Source organism: Streptomyces violascens, assembly GCF_014649955.1.
Taxonomy (GTDB): domain Bacteria; phylum Actinomycetota; class Actinomycetes; order Streptomycetales; family Streptomycetaceae; genus Streptomyces; species Streptomyces violascens.
In genome coordinates this window covers 263,490-278,250 of sequence record NZ_BMUA01000009.1, presented here as the reverse complement: position 1 = coordinate 278,250, position 14,761 = coordinate 263,490, and the positions used below count along the sequence as shown (strand labels likewise).

General features: G+C 72.1%; 11 protein-coding genes. 4 read left to right on the top strand and 7 right to left on the bottom strand.

Annotated features, from left to right (window positions below; genetic code table 11):
- Nucleotides 1-375 precede the first annotated feature (375 nt).
- The gene (locus IE206_RS20615; protein ID WP_189964048.1) at nucleotides 376-2,766 is read right to left on the bottom strand and encodes a polysaccharide lyase 8 family protein; all 2,391 of its coding nucleotides are present in this window, start codon (nucleotides 2,764-2,766) and stop codon (nucleotides 376-378) included.
- 280 nt (nucleotides 2,767-3,046) lie between these two features.
- Between IE206_RS20615 and IE206_RS20610 the strand changes: the two genes are divergently transcribed.
- Complete coding sequence (locus IE206_RS20610) at nucleotides 3,047-4,099, top strand: substrate-binding domain-containing protein (RefSeq protein WP_189964046.1); 1,053 nt, start codon at nucleotides 3,047-3,049, stop codon at nucleotides 4,097-4,099.
- Between the two features lie 336 nt (nucleotides 4,100-4,435).
- Here IE206_RS20610 and IE206_RS20605 read toward each other — a convergent pair whose 3' ends face one another.
- Nucleotides 4,436-5,785, bottom strand: coding sequence for a M64 family metallopeptidase (locus IE206_RS20605; RefSeq protein ID WP_189964044.1), 1,350 nt, complete (start codon nucleotides 5,783-5,785; stop codon nucleotides 4,436-4,438).
- Between the two features lie 112 nt (nucleotides 5,786-5,897).
- On the opposite strand from IE206_RS20605, the gene IE206_RS20600 reads away from it, so the two are divergent.
- The 3 genes from IE206_RS20600 (at nucleotide 5,898) to IE206_RS20590 (ending at nucleotide 8,392) form a co-directional block, all read left to right on the top strand.
- Nucleotides 5,898-7,229: a helix-turn-helix domain-containing protein gene (locus IE206_RS20600; protein WP_189964041.1), complete on the top strand. Its 1,332-nt coding sequence runs from the start codon at nucleotides 5,898-5,900 to the stop codon at nucleotides 7,227-7,229.
- Nucleotides 7,230-7,434: 205 nt separating this feature from the next.
- Nucleotides 7,435-8,049, top strand: a complete 615-nt coding sequence (locus tag IE206_RS20595; RefSeq protein WP_189964039.1) for a YceI family protein — start codon at nucleotides 7,435-7,437, stop codon at nucleotides 8,047-8,049.
- 67 nt (nucleotides 8,050-8,116) lie between these two features.
- The gene (locus IE206_RS20590) at nucleotides 8,117-8,392 is read left to right on the top strand and encodes a DUF2087 domain-containing protein (protein ID WP_189964037.1); all 276 of its coding nucleotides are present in this window, start codon (nucleotides 8,117-8,119) and stop codon (nucleotides 8,390-8,392) included.
- Here IE206_RS20590 and IE206_RS20585 read toward each other — a convergent pair.
- From IE206_RS20585 to IE206_RS20565, 5 genes are all read right to left on the bottom strand, one after another.
- A complete protein-coding gene (locus IE206_RS20585) occupies nucleotides 8,374-9,171 on the bottom strand; it encodes a tetratricopeptide repeat protein (protein ID WP_189964035.1) in 798 nt (265 codons plus the stop codon). The two genes, IE206_RS20590 and IE206_RS20585, sit on opposite strands and share 19 nt — an antisense overlap.
- Nucleotides 9,172-9,281: 110 nt before the next feature.
- Entirely contained in the window at nucleotides 9,282-10,622 is a 1,341-nt protein-coding gene (locus IE206_RS20580; protein ID WP_189964033.1) for a hypothetical protein, read from the bottom strand.
- A gap of 122 nt (nucleotides 10,623-10,744) precedes the next feature.
- On the bottom strand, nucleotides 10,745-12,388 hold the full coding sequence (cimA, locus tag IE206_RS20575; protein ID WP_189964031.1) for a citramalate synthase: 1,644 nt from the start codon (nucleotides 12,386-12,388) through the stop codon (nucleotides 10,745-10,747).
- A gap of 304 nt (nucleotides 12,389-12,692) precedes the next feature.
- Nucleotides 12,693-14,006, bottom strand: coding sequence for an MFS transporter (locus tag IE206_RS20570; protein ID WP_189964029.1), 1,314 nt, complete (start codon nucleotides 14,004-14,006; stop codon nucleotides 12,693-12,695).
- 65 nt (nucleotides 14,007-14,071) lie between these two features.
- Nucleotides 14,072-14,626 carry a TetR/AcrR family transcriptional regulator gene (locus IE206_RS20565; RefSeq protein WP_189964078.1) on the bottom strand — a complete coding sequence of 185 codons (555 nt, stop codon included), beginning with the start codon at nucleotides 14,624-14,626 and terminating at the stop codon, nucleotides 14,072-14,074.
- Nucleotides 14,627-14,761 lie beyond the last annotated feature (135 nt).

Sequence of the window (14,761 nt, the reverse complement as noted above, 5' to 3'; positions counted from 1 at the left end):
CGATCCGCTCACGCGCAGTCAGCTTGCCCTTCGCATGCTGCGCCTCGGTCGCACGCTCGCTCGGCCCACGACGGGCCTCCTCACGCAGGGCGTGAAGTTCTGCCACGCGTCCACGCGTGTCGCTCGGCTCGCCCGGGGTCTCGTCCACAACGGTCATGTATCGACCCTACGAAAGCGACCAAGGATTTCCTCCGTCGACTCCACACAGTCTCCGGACCGCTTTCCTAGTGGAGGCTGACAGTAGACCTGCACCAAACGCCCGACTCGACAGCTCAGGGGCCCCGTCCTCTGTAGGGTCCCGACAACGAACGCCGACCCGGGGACCGCGTCGCGTCAGCGTGCCGTCAGCCCGGTGTCAGCGGTGTCAGCGCCGTGTCAGCCAAGGACGACGTCCGTACGGACCGTGCCACAGGCGGTGTCCGGGGTGATGCGGAGCCGCAGCGACCGGCCGGTGGCGAGCACCTCCACCCTCGGGTCGCGCGAGGCCACCGAGCGTACCGGCCGGTCCCAGATCAGCTCGACCGGAGCTCCGGTGCGCTCGGGCGCGGCGAGCGACAGCGTCGCCGTGCGGCGGGCGGTGCGGACCAGGGCGCTCGCCGGGCCGTTCACGGCCAGCTCGCCGGCCGCGCCCGCCGTCCAGAAGTTCGCGGCGAGCAGGCCGAGCCGATGGGACGAAATGGCTTGTACGGAGGGCGAGTTGGCCAGGACGCGCACCTTGTCGTGGTCGGCGGCGCGGACCGCGGTCTCCAGTTGGCGGGCGCCGGGCAGCAGGACGTAGGCGTAGGTGGCGTCGGCGGGGTCGGTGCCGTGGGCGAACCAGAGGGTGAGGTAGCGGCGGGTGACCGGGTCGGCGGTGCCGCCGGTGTTGATGGCCCTCCAGGTGCCGGTGCGCTCCTCGCGCAGGGACTGGACGGCGGCCCCGCCGGGGAAGACGTAGCCGCCGTGGCCGGCGAGGTGCGCCCAGCGGGCCCAGGGGAAGGTGTCGTGCCGGCCGAGGGTGGTGGGCAGCCGGCGGCCGTCGACGGTGAGGGCGTTGGTGCCGGTGGCTCCGAGGTTGCGGTGGTCGACGACCGACTCGACGGGCATCCCGTCGGCGGCGGTGATCCCGGCGCCGAGGCAGACGATCTCGTCGCCCACGAAGAACCACGACTTGCGGGCGGTCAGGGTGGAGGAGAGCCCCTTGAGGTGCTGGCCGACGGCCGCGTACGTACCGTCGCCGGCGCCGCCGACCCAGGTCACGGCGGGTCTTGCCGCGCCCCACGCGCCGCCCTCGCCGTCGGCGAGCGGCTTGCGCGAGACGGTGGTGCCGGGCATGCGGTAGGGGTCGGCGGTGGGCCAGAAGCCGTCGCTGTACTGGTCGCCCGCGAAGCCGTCGCCCCACCAGGCGAGCATGCCGGAGCCGGTGTGCCAGCCGCGCAGGTTCTCGCCGTTGCCGTTCTCGTAGTACGCGATCCGGCTGGAGGACATGCTCAGCGAGGCGGCGAAGCGGGAGCCGCGATGGACCGCGCGGTCCATCGCGGGAAAGAGATGCGGGCCGACCGGGGCGGGGGCCGCGGTGGGGGCGGCGTCGACGGCGGCGCGCAGCAGGGCGAGGTTGGCGACGGAGAGGCGCTGGTCGGCGAGGACGGGGGTGGTCTGGGCGCGGTCGGTCCAGCCCTTGATCAGTGCGCGCCAGCGGTCGCGTTCGGCGGGTGACGCGCCGAGGGCCAGCATGGCGATGTGGGCCATGATCGTGCGGCCCATGAGCTGGTCGTCGGTGGTCTGGCGGGAGATGGCGCGGCCGTTGACGCAGTCCATCATCAGGCCGTCGTGGATGAGCGGTGCATAGCTGCGCTCGACGGAGTCGAGGATGATCTGCCGGTTCGGGTCGGTGACCGCCCAGGTGGAGCCGGCGAGCAGTGCGAAGAGTCTGGACAGGCCGTCGATCTGGACCTCGCCGTACGAGCCGGTGTAGGCGATCCAGGTGTGCTGGATGAACGACCCGTCGGCGTACAGGCCGTCTCCCGCGGTGACGTACGGGAAGACGGGCGAGAGGGCGTCGCGGGCCAGGGCGATCTTCGCGGCGTTTTTGCCGAGCACTCCGCGGGTGGCGAGCACGCGGCACAGGTCGGTGCGGTTGGCGCCGGTGGAGGTGCCGCTGTAGACGGCGACCGCGCTGTCCGGAACGAAGTGGTCGATGGCGGCGGTGTAGTGGCCGAGCCGGTCGGCGGTGAGGGTGTCGTAGACGATGACGGCGGTGTCCATGAGCAGCCGGGAGCTGCCGATCTGCCAGTCCCACCAGTTGCCGAACGGCTTGGTGTTCTCGTTGTAGATCTGGGTGTAGAGGTGGTCGAGGCCCTTGCCGACGGCGGCGATCAGCGTGGCGTCGCCGGTGGATCCGGTGCCGGGCTGGGCCCAGGCCTGCGCCATGGTGTTGAGCCGTCCGTAGCTGGTGCTCATGCCGGCGGAGCCGGTGGCGGCGTCGGTCAGCGGCAGGTCGGGCCAGAGCGAGCCGGACGCGGGAGCCATGGTCGCGAGTGCGGTACGGGCCGAAGTGCCCAGCGCGGCGAGCTTGGTGGCGTACGGCTCGGCGGTCGCGTCGAACCCGGAGCCGAGCATGAGCTCGCGCCACCTCAGTCGCAGGGTGTCGAACTCATCGGCAGCCGGGGCGAGTTGGGACGCTGCGGCCTGCTGGGCGGGCAGCGTCAGGCCGAGCGCGACGGCGGCGGCGCCGGTGCCGGAAGCGGCGAGGAAGGTACGGCGTGAACTGCCCTGAGCGGATGGCATGGTGGCGGGACCTCCGGAGCGTGGGCGAACGAGGAGGGGCACGGGGTGGGCGCGGGGGCCCGGGACGAGCGAGGTGGTAGGCGGGCCGGGGGCCCGGGGTGAACGAGGCTCGATTGAGCGGTTTCTCTCATAACGTCGAAAGAACGCGCAAGACTTCGCACATTCATCAAGGAAATTGATCGTTCGCGCAGAATCGTGCACGAACGATCTAACGAGGGTTACGCTCCTGGTCAGCGGTTGACGACGGTCGGCGGGAGCCGGCGGGGAGGGGCGGAACCACGTGCACGCCGAGGACAGGCACCGGGCGATACTGCGGCGGCTGCGCGAGCGCGGCTCGCTCCGGGTGACCGACTTCGCCGAGGAGTTGAAGGTCTCCGCGGTGACCGTGCGGCGGGACGTGGAGGCGCTCGCCGAGCGCGGTCTGGTGGCCCGGGTGCACGGCGGGGCGCTGCTTCCCGAGACGGCGACGGCCCCCTCGCCTCCGCCGCCCGCCGCACCCGGCCCGGGTCTGGTCTTCGGCCTCGTCGTGCCCGCCGCCGACTACTACTACCCCGAGGTCATCAAGGGGGCCAGGGAGGCGGCCGCCGCCCGGGGCATCCGGCTCGTGCTCGGCATCTCGCAGTACCGGCCCGCCGAAGAGCGGGCGCAGGTACGGCAGTTGATCGGGCACGGGATCGACGGGCTGCTCATCGCCCCGTGCGGCCCGGCCGGCGACCAGGACTGGCTGGCGGCGCTCGGCGTGCCGTTCGCGCTGGTCGAGCGGCGTTCCGGGGACGACGTGCCGGGCGCGGAGCGGGTGGTGACCGACCACGCGTACGGGGCGCGGCTCGCCGTACGCCATCTCGCCCGGTCCGGCCGCGAGCGGATCGGGCTGCTCCTGCGGGCGGACAGCCCGCACAGCGCGCTGGTGGAGGAGGGCTACGAGGCCGGCCTCGCGTCGCAGGGCCTCCCGGCGCCGGATGCGCTGCGCTTCACCATCACGGCCCCGGAGACCGACCCGGTACGCCGCGACACCCAACTGGACGACTTCGTGGCGGCAGTCGGTGCCGGGCTGCTCGACGCGGTCCTGGTCCACAACGACCACGACGCGATCGTGCTGCTCCCCCGGCTGCGGGCCCGCGGGCTTTCCGTGCCGGGCGACCTCGCGATCGTGGCGTACGACGACGAGGTCGCTGCGCTGGCTGACATCCCGCTTACGGCGGTGGCTCCGCCGAAGCGGGCGGTGGGGGTGGCGGCGGTGGATCTTCTGACCCTGCGTGTCGGTGACCCCGGGCGGGCGAGGCACCATGTGTCGATCCTGCCGGAGCTGAAGATCCGGGCATCGAGCAGCTGACCGGGCCCCTCGGGGGCTCCGCCCCCGAACCCCGGCTGCCAAACGCCGCAGGGGCTGTCCGGGTTGTCGATCGTCCGCGGACCGTGGACGGCCGGTCGCGCAGTTCCCCGCGCCCCTGTAGGGCACCCGGCACACCTTGGTGGCGCCCCCATCAGGGTCGGTCCTGGCAGGGGCATCCCCGGCCGTCAGGTGAACTCGGGCATGTGTCAGCCCACTTCAGCCTGTCATGGGGGTCCCCCCTGGCCCTTGAGGCCTTGGGGGAGTTTGAGGACGAGCGCCCTCAAGGCGCGAACGGGGTCCGGGGCGGAGCCCCGGACACACCCCCCGCCACCGGGGTCAGCGGCGGACCGCCCACGTCACCGCGCCCCGCAGCCCCGCCGCGATGCCGGGGTCACGGACCGAGGGGGTCCGGTCCACCACCCGTACCGTCAGGGCGTGGGTGCCCCGCCCGAGGTCGAGCCCCCGTACCGGCACAGCCGTACGGCCCTCGTACCGCCGCAGCTCCCGCCCGTCCAGGTACCAGCGAACCGTCAGCTGCCGGGCGCCCGCGAGGCGCGGCACGACCACCCGCGCCGTGTCGGACGGCCGCAACGTGCTCGCCGTCGAAGTCGCCGGCGTCGCGATCGACGCGTGGCGGTAGAAGCCCGCGATCATCGCCTCCACCCCCGGCAGATTGAACGGCTTGCCCAGGATGCGCATGATCGAGCCGTCGGTGGGCCGGTTGAGGCCGGTGACGTAGTAGCCGCCGCCCTCGTACGCACCGACCGTCCCCCCGTCCGGCGACGTCTCGCCGAGCCAGCGGTACCACTTGGTACGGTCGGCGGCCATCTGATCGGCCGTCAGGACGGAGATGTTGGACTGGCCGGCCTCGGGTCCCGAGTAGTGCTCGTAGCCCGGGGTGCCCGGGTAGAAGTACTCGTCGGCCAGCTTGCCGAGCGAGTGCCCGGTCTCGTGGATGGCGACCTGTCCGGACTTGGCGTTCCCGGCGGACGCGGTGGATATGCCCTCGTATCCGAGCGTCTTGGACGGCTCGTTGTAACCGGCCCCGCCGTACTTGGCGCTGTTGGCCAGGACGATGACCAGGTCGGCCTGGGGTGCCTTCGCCACGTACGAGTCGACCTTGTTCTGGTCGATGCAGAGCAGCCGCTCGATGCCGTCGCACCAGAAGTACGAGCCGAGCGCGGTGTCCTTCACGTCGCCCTGCGCCGGGTCGCCGGAGACGCCGCTCTGGGCGGAGACGGCGTCCACCGTCCAGACGTTGAAGAGGTTCTGGTACGTGGCGTACGGCTCGACGCCGGTGATCTCGCCCCACTTCTCCTTGGCGTCGGCGTGGAACTGGTCCAGCTGGTCGGCCGTGTAGCCGTCGCCCACCATGACGATGTCGAGGCGGTCCGCGGTCGAGCCGTTGTCGATCATCTTGCCGACCTCGCCGTCGGCGGCGGCCGAGGGTGCCGAGAGGTGCGGCGCGGGTCTGCCCTGCCCGTTGGCGGGTACGAGGGTGTGGCCGGAGCCCGCGAGGGTCTGCCCCGAGGCGGCTTCGGGGCCGGGTATCTCGACCTGGACCTTCGGATGCGGCGGCGGTGGGTCGGCGGCGGCCGCGGTGCCGGGTCCGGCGGCGAGCGCGGCCATGACGGCGGTGGCGGCGAGCGCGGCCGTCACGATGCCTCTGCGCAGGGGTGGGCGCATGAAGTACTCCCTCTGTAACGGAAGTTAAGCAGTCGGGTAAATGCGTTGAACGGCCTGCTTAAATTAGGGGGCGCACGGGGCGTGCGCAATGCCCTGGGGCCAAGGGGATGCCATGGATGAACCTGCAGTGATCGGCCGCCGAGTTCAGCGACTGCGCGCCCAACTGGGCCTGACCCAGCGCCAGTTGGCGGAGCCCGCCTATACGCCCGCCTATGTCTCGACCCTGGAGTCCGGCAAGGTCCGCCCCTCCGAGGCGGCCCTGCGCCATCTCGCCGGGCGGCTCGGCACGACGTACGAGGAACTCGCCACGGGCCGCCCGGCCCGCCTCGTCACGGAGCTGCGGCTCGGCCTCACCGATGCGCAGCGGGCACTGGCGACCGGCGAGGCCGACGAGGCGGCGGTCCACTACCGCCAACTGCTCACCGAGGCCGAGCTGCACGGTCTCGACGAGGAGCGCGCCGAGGCGCTGCTCGGGCTAGGCGACTGCGCGCTCGAAACCGGCGAACTCGAGGACGCCGTACGCCACTTCGAGGCGTGCGAGCGGATCCTGGCCGCCGAGCCTCTGCCGCGCCGGGCACGGGCGGTCCGGGGCCGGGCGGTCGCCCACATCCTGGCGGGCGAGCTGCGCTACGCCTGCTACCTCCTGGAGTCGGCCATCGACGAGCTCGGCACCAGCGGGCTCGCCGACCCCGAGGCGCTGGTCCTCCTGTACGCGGCGGTCATCGGCCCGTATCTGGACATGGGCGCCCAGGCCCGCGCGGCGCGCGCCGCCGAGCTGGCCCTCGCGCTCGCACCGCAGGTCTCGGACCCGGCGCTGGTCGCCGGCATGCACCGCCAGGTCGCGCGGACGTTCCTCGCGGAAGGCCGCCTGGCCGACGCGGACGCCTCGCTCGCCAAGGCCCAGTCGATCTACCGCCAGTTGCGATTGCGTACGGATCTGGCGCACTGCCACTGGATGCGCGGCTATGTGTACGCCCAGGAGGGCGAACTCGATGCCGCGGAGCAGGAGTTGCGTACCGCGCGGGACATGCTCGCGGCCAAGCGGGCCGCGCTGTTCACCGCGCAGGTCGAGGTGGAGCTGGCGGACGTACTGCGGCGCCTCGGGCGGCACGCGGAGGCGATGGAGCTCCTCACCCCGCTCACCGAGCTCGGCGACCAGCACGGCGCGGTGCACGCGGGCGGCGCGCACCGGCTGCTCGGCCTGATCTGCGAGGAGCGGGGCGAGACGGAGTCGGCGGAGGAGCACTACGTCACCGCGCTCGGGCTCCTCGAGCGCAGCGGCGCGAGCGGCGACATGGCCGACCTGTGCCGGCTGCTGGGCGACCTGCTGCGCCGCACCGGCCGCGTCGAAGCGGCCCTGGACGCCTATCGCACCGGCCTCGGCCACCGCGCCGCCCCGGGCACGACCACCCTGGGCCCGGCCCCGCTGCCGCCCCGCATTTAGCGCCGCCCCCAGCCCCCAGCCCCCAGCCCTCCGCTGCCGCCCCGCGTCCGAGGCCGACCGGCCCCCTACGTCCGGCCCCGCCGAAGCGCCGCGCGCCCGAACGAGTGAAGTAGTTGAAAACCGAACGGAATCGTCCTACAGTGAATCTCGTTGAAACTTAAACCGCTTCGGCGCAAGGCCGCGGCGCGTCCCCAAGGAGCAGGTCATGGGTCTCTTCGGCCGTAAGAACAGCAGCACCGCCACCCTCGACACCGCGGCCCCCGTCGAGGTCGACCCGGCGCTCGCCGCGCTGAGCGGTACGTACACGATCGACCCGGCGCACAGCAGCATCGGCTTCACCGTGCGGCACGCCATGGTCACCAACGTCCGCGGATCCTTCACCGACCACGAGGGCACCCTGACCCTCGACGGCTCGAACCCGGGTGCCTCCTCCGCCTCCATCGACGTCAAGATCGCCAGCATCGACACCGGCATCGCCGACCGCGACGGCCACCTGCGCAGTGGCGACTTCTTCGACGCCGAGCAGTTCCCGCTGATGAGCTTCCGCTCGACCGGGGCCAAGGAACTCGGCGGCGACAAGTACCGGATCATCGGCGACCTGACGATCAAGGACGTCACCCGGCCGCTCTCCATCGACCTGGAGTTCAACGGCTCGGCCACCGACCCCTACGGCAACCAGCGCATCGGCTTCGAGGGCAGCGCCGAGATCCTGCGCTCCGACTGGGGCCTGACCTGGAACGCGGCCCTGGAGACCGGTGGCGTCATGGTCAGCGACAAGGTGAAGCTGACCTTCGACATCTCCGCGATCAAGTCCGCCTGACACCCGCCGGGGCCCTCGCCGCAAAATACGTTGCCCGCGAAAGCCCTGGTGAGCGAGGCTGCCCGGCATGTCCGAGAACGCGGCCACCGGCCCCCGAGCAGTCACCGCCCTCTTCCCGGGGGGCCGCCTGACCGCGATCCCCCGCAAGACCGCCCGCCGCGAGCAGGTGCTCGTCCACCTCTCCGAGACGCTCTTCGAGCGCGACCGGGACTACAGCGAGCGCGAGGTGAACGACGCGCTGCTCACCGTGCACGACGACTTCTCGGCGCTGCGGCGCCACCTGGTGATCGGCGGCCACCTCAGCCGCACCCGGGACGGCAGCAGCTACCGGCGCGGCAAGTAGGACACGAATGACACGAGCGCGAGGGCGACCAGGCCGAGGACCACGGCCGCGGTCGCCTTTTCGCGGGTCGTGTACGGCGGGACCTGCGGCAGCGTGGGAAACGCGTCGTAGGGGGACGGCACCGCGAGCGCGGCCGGAGTACGGCCGAGCGCCCGGCGGCGGGCCCCGCGCAGCACCCCGTACAGCAGCGGGAACAGCACGGGACCGAGCAGAGCGGCCACCGCCACCCCCACGGGCAGGTGCAGGGCGGCCACGGCGAGCAGCCAGCCCGCGAACCACACCCAGCACGCGGACCCGGCCGTCAGCGGCGCCCGCACCAGGAGCCTCAGCGGGGCCCGGCCGGGCCGGGCGAGCGCGGTGAGGGTCTCGGCGAGGACGGCGACCCGGTCGTCGGCGGGGTGCGCCTGGGTCTGGGCCCACGCCTGCTGGGCGGCGCCGGCCGGGTGCCCCACGACGGCGAGCACGAGGCGCGCGTCGTGCCGCTGCACCCTCGCCGACGGCTCCGACCCGCCCTGATTCGAGGCGGGTCGAGGGCTGAACGAGGCAGCGTACGCCGCGAGCAGAACCGGGTCGTCGGGGAAGGTGTCGAGGCCCTCGCGGAAGACGGCTTCGGCGCGGTCGGCGTGTTCGGGACCGCCCTCGGCGGCGTGCGCGCGGCCGAGCACCGCGTACAGGCAGGGGTCGGGCCCGTCCGTGTACAGCGCGGCCCGCGCGGCCTTGCGGGCCTCGCTGGTGCGGCCTGCCCGCAGCAGCGCCTCCGCGTCGGCGCAGGCCGCCATGACGTCTTTGTGCCCGGCTTGCAATGTGTCCCCAACCCTGGATGTGCGGCTCGCAACTATCACCCGCTGGAACGGGGCGGGTCAACAGCTGAGCGGCAGGTCAGGCGGGGTTACCAGTCCCCGCCGCCGAAGCCTCCGCCGTCGCTGCCGCCCCCGTCGCCCCAGCCGCCGCTGAAGTCCGAGGAGTTGAAGTCGGCGCCCGACACGTCGCCGCCGTCGAAGCCGGAGCCCGCGTCGTAGGACCCGGCGCCGTAGTCGGCCGCGTACGCCGGGCTCGACAGCATCGAGCCGAGCATGGTGCCCATCAGGAGGCCCGGCAGCATGCCGCCGCCGAAGTAGCCGCCCGCCCAGGGTCCGTAGGCCGGGCCCGCGTCGTAGTACGGGCGGCGGCCCTGGTCGGTGTCGACCTCGCGGACCATCGGGTCCTGGCCGTCGCGCAGCCGGGTCGCGTCGGCCTGGCACACCGGGACCTGGCGCGGGGCGCCGCCGGCCGGGGTCCAGGCGGCGTCCTCGACGGAGGGGCCGTGGCGCGGGTCGAAGAAGCAGGGGGCGCGGCGCTCGGGCAGCGGCTTGTGCTCGCGGCGGGCGGCGAGGGTGGCGAGCGAGAACCGGCCGTCCTCCAGGGCCTGTGTCACGCCCGTCACGTCTGCGGGCCGCTCGGCCTTCGCCATCAGCGTCTTGGAGGTCTCGTACGAGTCGAGAGCGCGCTCGTAGTCGGCGCGCATCGCGTCGTCGGCGCCGGCCTCCGCGGGGTGGAAGTCGAGCCGGTCGAGTTCCTCGCCGAACGCGGTGATGTCCTCGTCGACGACGACCTGGAGGCGCTGGAGGGCGGCCCGCTCCTCCTCGGCCTTCTTCCTGCGGCTGCGGCGGACCAGCGCGTACGCGCCCGCGCCGCCCGCGACGATCACCGCGCCGACGCCGACGAGCGCGCCGGTGTCCACCCCGCCGCCGGAGCTTGAACCACCGCCCCACGAAGCGGGGGCGTGGCCCTTCATCTGCGGGAGCGCCTTGTCGACGAAGGCGTTGAGCTGGGTGGCGGCGTCGGTGTTGGTGCCGGGAGCGCGGACGGCGTCGTTCAGGTTCTTGACGGACTGACTGGACAGGACCTTGCGGTCGGCGCCGGAGGTGAAGGCGTCGCCGAGCCGGATCGCGTACAGACCGGTGACTCCGGTGTCCGTGCGCAGGTTCTTCAGGATCGTGCCCTTGGGGAACGCGGCGCTGTTCGGCAGGACCGCCACGAACAGCGGCTTGTCCGCGTCCTTGATCTTCTTGGCCAGTGCGTCGGCCTGGGCCGGACTGAGCTGGCCGGCGGCTCCGGGATCCACGTAGACCGGGCTCTTCTTGAGCTGGTCGGCCACGTCGGACGCGCCGGTGGCGGCCATGGCGGGGCCCGCCATGGCCAGTGCGGCGAGCGCTACGCCGGAGAGTGCGGTCAAAACCCTGAGCCTCATGGCCCCGACGCTACCCGAGGCCGCACGAAAACGGACATACGGGGTGGAGCGGTCGTGAGTCGGCGTGCTCCACAGTGGACACATCCCGGGGGCACGGGCCCCGTCCCCCGGGTCGCGCGTGTCTACTGCGGCGGCCGGGTCCCGGCCCGCAGCAGGCCGTAGGTGTACGCGTCCTGGAGGGCCTCCCAGGACGCCTCGATGACGTTGGGACCGGCGCCGACCGTCGTCCACTCGCCCGTACCGTCCGTGGTGGTGATCAGGACGCGGGTGGTGGAGGCGGTGCCGTGCTTGCCCTCCAGGGTGCGGACCTTGTAGTCGACCAGCTCGAACTTGGCGACCTGCGGGTAGAACCGCTCCAGGCCCTGGAGCAGCGCCGAGTCCATCGCGTTGACCGGGCCGTTGCCCTCGGCGGTGACGATGATGCGCTCGTCGCCGACCCAGAACTTCACCGTGGCGCCGTTGGCGTGCGTGCCGTCCTTGAGGGTCTCGATGATCGCCCGGTACGACTCGATGCGGAAGTAGTCGCGCGGGCCACCCTCGACCTCGTCCCGGAGGAGCAGCTCGAAGGAGGCGTCGGCGGCCTCGTAGGTGTAGCCCTGGAGCTCGCGCGCCTTGACCCGCTCGACGACGCGGGCGACGACCGCGCGGTCGTCGCCGAGGTCGACGCCGAGCTCCTTGCCCTTGAGCTCGATGGAGGCGCGGCCCGCCATGTCGGAGACCAGCATCCGGATGTGGTTGCCGACGAGCGAGGGGTCGATGTGCTGGTACAGGTCGGGGTCGACCTTGATCGCGGAGGCGTGCAGGCCCGCCTTGTGGGCGAAGGCGGAGACACCGACGTACGGCTGGTGTGTGGAGGGCGCGAGGTTGACCACCTCGGCGATGGCGTGCGAGATCCGGGTCATCTCGGCGAGCGCGCCCTTGGGCAGCACGGTCTTGCCGTACTTGAGCTCCAGGGCGGCGACGACCGGGAACAGGTTGGCGTTGCCGACGCGCTCGCCGTAGCCGTTGGCGGTGCACTGGACGTGGGTGGCGCCCGCGTCGACGGCGGCCAGGGTGTTCGCGACCGCGCATCCCGTGTCGTCCTGGGCGTGGATGCCGAGCCGGGCGCCGGTGTCGGCGAGCACGGTGGCGACGACGGCCTGGATCTGGGCGGGGAGCATGCCGCCGTTGGTGTCGCACAGGATGACGACGTCGGCGCCGGACTCACTGGCGGCCCGTACGACGGCCTTGGCGTACTCCGGGTTCGCCTTGTACCCGTCGAAGAAGTGCTCGCAGTCCACGAAGACCCGGCGGCCCTGCTCGCGCAGGTAGGCCACCGTGTCGCGGACCATCTCCAGGTTCTCGTCCAACGTGGTGCGAAGCGCCAGCTCGACGTGCCGGTCGTGCGACTTGGCGACCAGCGTGATCACCGGGGCGCCGGACTCCAACAGGGCCCGCACCTGCGGGTCCTCGGCGGCCCTGCCGCCCGCGCGGCGGGTCGCGCCGAAGGCCACGAGCTGCGCGTTCCGGAAGCTGATCTCCTGCTGAGCGCGGGCGAAGAACTCCGTGTCGCGGGGGTTGGCGCCGGGCCAGCCGCCCTCGATGAAGCCCACGCCGAACTCGTCCAGGTGCCGGGCGATCGTCAGCTTGTCCGCGACGGTGAGGTTGATGCCCTCGCGCTGGGCGCCGTCGCGCAGCGTCGTGTCGAAGACATGGAAACTGTCGTCGACCCGAAGGCCGGCGAGCAGACTCTCCTCGGCGGCTTCGTTCGCCTCGTTGGTCGTCATGCTGATCTGACTCCTGTCGGGTGAGTGGCTCCGAACTCATGGCTCCACTTGCCCCCGTCGCCGCGCTCCTCGCCCCGGCCGTGGTGGGGCCGGTAAACGAAAAGACCCCTCGCGGGTGCGAGAGGTCTGCGCGCGGGTCTGGGGCACGATGGCCGCTGCCGCGGGTTGTGCCACGGTTCAGCGATCACTGCGGACCGGCGCGCTGCTGTCCATAATCATGCGGGAAGCGAGCACGCTCGCAGTCTGCCATACGGGTCCGGCACCCGGAGGGGGGGTCTCACCATCCGGGCGCCCCCGACCTGCACTAATTCGAAGGAACCGGTTCCGCTTGCGTTCGCCCGGGTTCGTCTTTGACCCGGTTGAGATCGATATCGCGGGTCTCCCGCATGGTCAGGTAGACGACCAGGGACACCGCCGCACATCCCGCCACGTACCAGTAGAAGCCGGACTCGATGCCCGCCTGCTTGAACCAGAGCGCCACGTATTCGGCCGTCCCGCCGAACAGCGCGTTCGCAATCGCGTACGGCAGGGCGACGCCGAGCGCGCGGATGCCGGTCGGGAAGAGCTCGGCCTTCACGCAGGCGTTGATCGAGGTGTAGCCGGTGACGACGACCAGAGCGAGCAGCGCGAGGCCGAAGGCCGGCCAGAAGGTGCCCGCGTGCCTGAGCATGGTCATGATCGGCACGGTCAGGAAGGTGGAGCCGCCGGCGAAGGTGATCAGGAGCGGGCGGCGCCCGATCCGGTCGGAGAGCGCGCCCGCCAGCGGCTGGATGCACATGAACACGAACAGCGCGCAGAAGCTGACGAGTGAGGCGGTCGACTTGTCCATGCCCGCGCTCTTGGACAGGAACTTCGTCAGATACGTCGTGTACGTGTAGTACGCGACGGTGCCGCCCATGGTGAGCGCCATGACGAGCAGCGCCTCGCGCTTGTGCGCCCACAGCGCCTTCAGTGTGCCCCGGTCCGCGTCGTGGGCGGCGCCCGAGTCCTCGTACACCTCGGTCTCCAGCATGGAGCGGCGCAGGTAGAAGACGACGGCCGCGCCGAGCGCGCCGACGATGAAGGGGACGCGCCAGCCCCAGCTGTGCAGGGCCGCGTCCGAGAGGTTGCGCTGCATGACGATCTGGAGGCCGAGGCCGAGGAGCTGGCCCGCGGTCATCGACACGTACTGGAAGCTGGAGGCGAAGCCGCGCTTCTTCGGGTCGGAGGCCTCGGTGAGGTAGGTCGCGCTGGCGGCGTACTCGCCGCCGACCGAAAGGCCCTGGAGGAGCCGGGCGACCAGGAGGACGGCCACTCCCCCGTATCCGGCGACCGCGTACGTCGGCGCGACCGCGATCAGGATCGCGGAGGCCGACATGAGGGTGACGGTCAGGGTGAGCGCCGCCTTGCGGCCCTTGCGGTCGCCGATCCGGCCGAGCAGCCAGCCGCCGACCGGCCGCATGAAGAAGCCGACCGCGAAGATCCCCATGGTGTTCATGAGGTTGGCGGTCTCGTTGCCCTTCGGGAAGAACGCGTCCGCGAAGTACACGGCGAACGTGGCGTACACGAACCAGTCGAACCACTCGACCATGTTGCCGGCCGAACCGACCCAGATCTTCTTCCAGTGCTCTCGTCCCATGGACGCTGACCTTGGCGCAGGCCCGCACGGCCGACAAGGCGTGCGGGCGCAACGATCGGGCCTACTTACGTGCGTTGTGTTCCCCGCATCAGCGACTCGTCCACGAACTCCCTCACGTGGTCGAGGACTTGGGACCGTCCGGTGCCGGGCAGGCCGACCGCGACGTGCACGCTGAACCCGTCGAGCAGGGCGCGCAGGCGGGCCGCGAAGCGGTCGGCGTCCACCCGGCGGAACTCGCCGCGCGAGACGCCCTCGGCGACTATCGCGACCAGGTCGCGGTGCCAGGCGCCCTCGATGGCGGCCTGGCGGGCGCGGGCGGCGTGGTCGGCGTTCTGCGAGCGGTTCCAGACCTCGAGCCACAGGATCCAGTGCGGATCGCGCGGCCCGTCGGGGACGTACAGGTCGATGTAGGCGTCCAGGCGCTCGCGGGCCGTGCCGGGCCGCGCGAGCAGGCCGCGGCGCTCCTCGCCGAGCCGGCCCTCGCTCCACTCCAGGGTCTGGAGCAGCAGCTCGTCCTTGCTGCGGAAGTAGTAGAGGAGGTGCCCGCTGGACATGCCGACCTCGCGGCCGAGCCCGGCCATGGTGAGCCCGTCGAGTCCGCGTTCGGCGATCGTGGCCATGGCGGCGACGAGCACCTCCTCGCGGGGCGGAGCGGTGTTGCGGCGGCGGGGTGCGTTCACCCGTATGTTCTACCCGATCGGCCGGGGCGCCTTGGCCATGCGGGGCGCGCTGGGGGCCGGTTCCGCCCGGCTTTC

Excerpts from the sequence above, each read along its gene's own strand:
- IE206_RS20590 (WP_189964037.1), top strand. The coding sequence starts at position 8,117 with ATGTCCGAGAACGCGGCCACCGGCCCCCGAGCAGTCACCGCCCTCTTC.
- IE206_RS20595 (WP_189964039.1), top strand. The coding sequence starts at position 7,435 with ATGGGTCTCTTCGGCCGTAAGAACAGCAGCACCGCCACCCTCGACACC.
- IE206_RS20605 (WP_189964044.1), bottom strand. The coding sequence starts at position 5,785 with ATGCGCCCACCCCTGCGCAGAGGCATCGTGACGGCCGCGCTCGCCGCC.
- cimA (WP_189964031.1), bottom strand. The coding sequence starts at position 12,388 with ATGACGACCAACGAGGCGAACGAAGCCGCCGAGGAGAGTCTGCTCGCC.
- IE206_RS20600 (WP_189964041.1), top strand. The coding sequence starts at position 5,898 with ATGGATGAACCTGCAGTGATCGGCCGCCGAGTTCAGCGACTGCGCGCC.
- IE206_RS20580 (WP_189964033.1), bottom strand. The coding sequence starts at position 10,622 with ATGAGGCTCAGGGTTTTGACCGCACTCTCCGGCGTAGCGCTCGCCGCA.
- IE206_RS20585 (WP_189964035.1), bottom strand. The coding sequence starts at position 9,171 with ATGGCGGCCTGCGCCGACGCGGAGGCGCTGCTGCGGGCAGGCCGCACC.
- IE206_RS20615 (WP_189964048.1), bottom strand. The coding sequence starts at position 2,766 with ATGCCATCCGCTCAGGGCAGTTCACGCCGTACCTTCCTCGCCGCTTCC.
- IE206_RS20570 (WP_189964029.1), bottom strand. The coding sequence starts at position 14,006 with ATGGGACGAGAGCACTGGAAGAAGATCTGGGTCGGTTCGGCCGGCAAC.
- IE206_RS20565 (WP_189964078.1), bottom strand. The coding sequence starts at position 14,626 with ATGGCCACGATCGCCGAACGCGGACTCGACGGGCTCACCATGGCCGGG.